The organism is Bacteroidota bacterium, assembly GCA_034723125.1.
Taxonomy (GTDB): domain Bacteria; phylum Bacteroidota; class Bacteroidia; order CAILMK01; family JAAYUY01; genus JAYEOP01.
This window is the reverse complement of sequence record JAYEOP010000075.1, coordinates 1-5,065: the sequence shown is the minus strand read 5'-3', so window position 1 is coordinate 5,065 and position 5,065 is coordinate 1. Positions and strand designations below refer to the sequence as shown.

4 protein-coding genes are annotated in these 5,065 nt (G+C 28.0%); 1 reads left to right on the top strand and 3 read right to left on the bottom strand.

What is annotated here, in order from left to right:
* Window positions 1-470: 470 nt before the first annotated feature.
* A complete protein-coding gene (locus tag U9R42_02330) occupies window positions 471-1,352 on the bottom strand; it encodes a hypothetical protein (GenBank protein MEA3494851.1) in 882 nt (293 codons plus the stop codon).
* A 485-nt stretch (window positions 1,353-1,837) separates the two neighbouring features.
* Between U9R42_02330 and U9R42_02325 the strand changes: the two genes are divergently transcribed.
* Complete coding sequence (locus U9R42_02325) at window positions 1,838-3,136, top strand: N-acetylmuramoyl-L-alanine amidase (GenBank protein MEA3494850.1); 1,299 nt, start codon at window positions 1,838-1,840, stop codon at window positions 3,134-3,136.
* A gap of 161 nt (window positions 3,137-3,297) precedes the next feature.
* Here U9R42_02325 and U9R42_02320 read toward each other — a convergent pair whose 3' ends face one another.
* The gene (locus U9R42_02320; GenBank protein MEA3494849.1) at window positions 3,298-3,933 is read right to left on the bottom strand and encodes a DUF4276 family protein; all 636 of its coding nucleotides are present in this window, start codon (window positions 3,931-3,933) and stop codon (window positions 3,298-3,300) included.
* The coding region (locus tag U9R42_02315; GenBank protein MEA3494848.1) for an AAA family ATPase at window positions 3,927-5,065 on the bottom strand (1,139 nt) is incomplete at its 5' end. The genes U9R42_02320 and U9R42_02315, both read right to left, overlap by 7 nt.

The following is a 5,065-nucleotide window of genomic DNA, read 5'->3' as shown; positions in this document are numbered from 1 at the left end:
GAATATAATTGCAACTGTTATTATTGAAAATCTCATTGTTGTATATCTCTTAAATTTAAACATATTTATCATAGTGCAAAGTTAAGTATTCATAAATGATGTATGGTGTAAAAAAGAGAAAGTTTGGAGAAGAGTTTCTTTGATTTTTATGTCTTATCGTTATTAAAAACTCCCCATATTTTCAGGGTTGGGAAAACCTATAAATTTCTTTGGTTTTTTTTATATGCTGAGCTGTCATAAATTGCGTTTTGCCATGCCGCATAAACACATAATAATCAATATGTTAAACATAGCACCAAAGCTTAAATTATGACCAACCGGAGTATAATTTTGCAAAAACTAAAAAATCCCGCAAATGCGGGATTTTTTTTACTGTTTTGAAAATAAATTTCAAATACTGACTATTTGTGATTTTTTTTTTGGATTAGTCAATTATCCTTTATAAAAAAAAATCACTTTTTGATAAATGATTATTGCTGAACTTTTATTGATAAATCAACAGTTCCATTATCGCCTATAACGATAGTATTTATCTTTATTAAGCCTTTTTTACCTGTAGTTGAAATAAATGCCAAGACATCATTATCTGATAAATCAGTAATAGCTGTTTCTGTAACACCTGAAGCTGTTTCTTCTTCAATAACAACATCATCAACAACATTTGCCCAATCAATTGTATTAGTTACTTTTTTAAATGTTGTTGCATTTTTTGTTGTCCAAGTGCTTAATCCAAGAGTAGTGATTGTTCCTGCATCTACATCATTAGGAGCAGCAATGGTTGCTTTATTTGTAGCACCATAATAATAAAGAAAATCAATAAGTGATTGATTTGCCTTTGCTGTTGAAATAGTATATACTCCTCCATCAAAAGAAGCACAGAAACTACCGGTTGTATGATTATAAGAACCTAATATAATATTGTTAAATGTGTTGATAGCATTTCCGCCTGGTATTACAATATTAACGTTTTTGCTTACATTTTGTGAGGAAACTTCATCTGTTACCGTAAAAGTAATTTCAATAACATCTCCATCATTTATACCACTTGTAGGAATAGTGTATGAATAATTAATGGTTTCATTATTAGTGTTACTTGTGTAGGAAGTATCAAAAAAGTTTGTAGTAGGTCCGTTTGCATTATCAGGTTGAATTTTCAATGTTTCCAAATTTGAATTTGAACCGATAATTATTGTAAAATCAATAACATCACCTTGCCAGCCGGTACTAACACTATCTACAGTTACAGTAATAGTAGGTTTTGGATCTGGAGTATCATCATCTTCTGTACAACTATTCATTGACAAAACTGATGATATCAAAATAAATACTAGTAAATAACTAAATTTTTTCATATTATAACATAATTTAAAGGGTTAAAAAATCACGCAAAGATATATTAATTTTACAATAAACCTTAACATTTTTTATAATTTAAATTTCACCATATATGAATTTTTTTTTAAATTGACCGGGTTCGGACTTGATAGAAAATTCTTAGATAGAGACTTTAGGAATATTTAGTGGCTATAAGAAAACTCGTATGTTTTTGACTGTTAGAATATTATGTATATTTTGTCGCTTGAATCTAATGTCATAAAGTAGTCATTTGATTGTCATTAAGTTACAAAGCCTAATGACAGCTTGGCTAAATGACTATTAATGACAATTAAATGACTTTTACATTTACATCCATTTTAAATTCAAAGCCCAAGTATAATGAGTAATACAAAGTTTTCTTAGTGCCACTATTTAAGTATTTAGTATAACTTGTTTGTTAAATTATTTTAATTTGGCATTGTAAATGTTTAAATCCTCCAAAATTTTATTATCTTTGAATATGAAAAAAGTATTACTATTTGTATTATTATTGCCCTTTTGTTTTTCTGAAACAATTGCTCAAAAATTGACAGAAAAAGAATCAAGAGATGATTATTTCAAGAAATATGAAGTTGAACTAAATTCTGAAACAATCAATAATTTATCTTTTCCATTTACTTTTACAAGCATTGTTTTAATAATAGATATAAATGATGATTTTAATAACAGTTTTTTAGTAGCAGGTCTTGATACATTTTATATCTCCGAAAATACAGACATTAACAAACATCAATACTCAGGCAAAGCAAAAATATCGAAGCTTATAATTTTTGAAGAAGCTGTTTCCAACATTTCATTACTTCCTGATTTTAATTCTGAAAAAATTGAGATACATCTTTTAAATGCTGGAATACCTGAAAAACCAACAAAAAAAAAGTTCGTAAATGCCGATTCTTTCGATTGTTCAAAACCAGAAACCATTGACCAAAGTATTTGGCGTGCAGGACTCCCCAATCCGAAACAGAAAGCTGTTTACACAAAACCCGAACATATAATAATTCATCATTCGGCAGGTTCTAATTCAAATACAAATCATTTGAACACAATCAGAAACATTTATCTTTATCATACACAATCTAAAGGATGGAATGACATCGGTTATAATTATGTAATTGCCAGAGACGGAACAATTTATGACGGAAGAGATAATCAGGGAATTTATGAAGAAGATTTTATATTAGGAGCACATTTTTGTGGTAAAAATTCAAATACCATGGGCGTTAGCATTTTAGGAACATATACAAATGAAGCCCCTACAAAAGAATCAATATTTAGCTTAAAAAAAATTATAAGCTGGAAATTATTAAAAGACAGTTTAAATCCTTTAGATAGTTTTTTACACCCCAAATATGGAAGCAATGGATATATGTTAGCTGTAATTTCAGGGCATCGTAACGGTTGTGCAACCGAATGCCCAGGCGAAATTCTTTATCTACTAATTCCTGATTTGCGTAATGAAATATCATGGATAATTAAAAATTGTAAATTATCGGATATTTCAACAAAACAAAAAGAAAATGATGTCCTAATCTTTCCTCAACCTGCAAAAAATTTTATATATATTTCTTCTTTATTAAATAATAATAATATTACAAAACTAAATTTATATAATATTCAAGGACAATTTTTATTATCAAGAGAGTTTCCTGATACAGAAAATAATATTAAATTAGATGTTTCTGAATTTAATCAAGGATTATACTTTATTGAACTTTTTACTAATAAAGAAGTAATAAGAAAAAAAATCTTGATTAAATAGTGTCTCTAAGAAAATGTTCAGGTTATTTTTTTAGACAGACTGACGGCTAGGCTATGCCCAGTAAGAGATTTCAACGCAATTTAGTTTCAATTTATTACTAACTTTCATTACTTATATACTTTACAATTTACCACTAAAACCCTTATTGGGTATAGCCTTTGTTAAGTGCTTTTTATTTTTACAATTAATTCATTAAAATCACTAAATATTTTTTGTAATTCAGAAGCATTTAAAATAGATAATAATTCTGAACCATCTTTAAGTTTCCCATACTTCTTCTTTTTACCTTGTTTCGTTTTATAAAATTGCCCTATAATTTCTTTTAAAACAATACTTGGTTTACGTATTTCTTCAGGATGTATATCCTTTATTTTTTTATGATTAGAGACTAAAACATCTTTTTTGAGTCTTATGTATCTTTTTGTGTAATAATCATCTATAATGTTTATTTGAGAAATAATCCAAGCCTCCATTTCTTGAACCATAAAAAATACATTTTCAGAATACTCCGTTAGTTCAAACTCTGTTATTTTTTCATCCTTTTTTTCTGTTGATTTGTCTAAATCAATTAACAACAGTGTACTTTGTTTTTTTTGAATTCTATTCTTAAAATATTTAATTGTTTGTTTATTACCGCTTCCTTGCTTTATGGTTAAATTAAAATCAGATGGAGGTATTATTTGTGATAAAATAGAATAAAAACCTTCTCTTAATTTTTCACTATTATCTACTGTAAGAACGCTGTGCTTTTCATTTGGTAATACCCCTCCTTCAATAAAAACAGAAACATTTACCATCTTTTCCCTCCTAATTCTCCTCTTAACCACATTTGACCAACTAAAAATTCATCATCCCATTCCTCAAAATCATCCTCATTTTTTCTTGATACAATACTACTATTCTTATTATTTTTTTCAAAAATTAATAAATCATTTAGTTCAAACGAATTCAATAAAAGAGGAGAGTGAGTTGCTATAATTATTTGAGATTTGGAAGCAACGTCCTTAGCCGCATCTGCAATAGTATTTGTCATATCAGGGTGAAGCCCTATCTCTGGCTCATCAATACATAACAATCCGCTATTTTCTGGATTTAAAAAGATTGTAAGCAATAATAAATATCTTAACGAACCATCAGAAATATGTTGTGCCCCCACTGCTCTTGTTAGTTTTTCTTCTCTCAATACAAGGTATAACAAAGAGCCTAACAAATCGAAACTTGTGTCAATAAAGTATGGATTAATCTTTTTTATTAAATCTTGGATTTTTTCATAATGTAAAGTATGCCTATTCTTTAAACGATTTAATATTTGTGCTAAATTTTCACCATTGGGCAACAATCTTTCTTCTGTACCAAATACACCTGGCTGTCTAATTTTACTATTAAGGGTTGTATCAAAATATTCATAAACAACAAGTCCCTCAATCGCTCTTTTCAATGTGTACAATGGATAATATCTGTCTGGATCAGATATTTGTCTTAAAACAAGTTCCTGTGTTTTAAATGTAATCTTGTTATTTTCTTGAGGGTAATATTGAAGACCTATTTTACCACTTTCTCTTGTCGAAATAGAACCTTTTGCATTTTTCATCTCTAAAAAATTAAAAGGTGTTTTATTTTTAAATTTACTTTCCGAATATATTTTTTCTTCAAGAAAATATGACGTTCCTCCTGAGCGATGTATTGTTATTTCATAAATTGGATTTTTAAAAAAATTATACCCTTGATTTTCCACTCCTTCTTTTATTGCATTTTTATCAAACTCGTACGTAATTTTAATATAATCAGACTGACTTTTACTAAAATTAGCCACAAGGTCAAATCCGCTCCATTCTTTTAAAAAAGTATTCTCAAATCCATTTCCAATAACACTATCATACAACAATTTTATTGCTTTTATAAAATTAGATTTTCCACTACCATTTATCC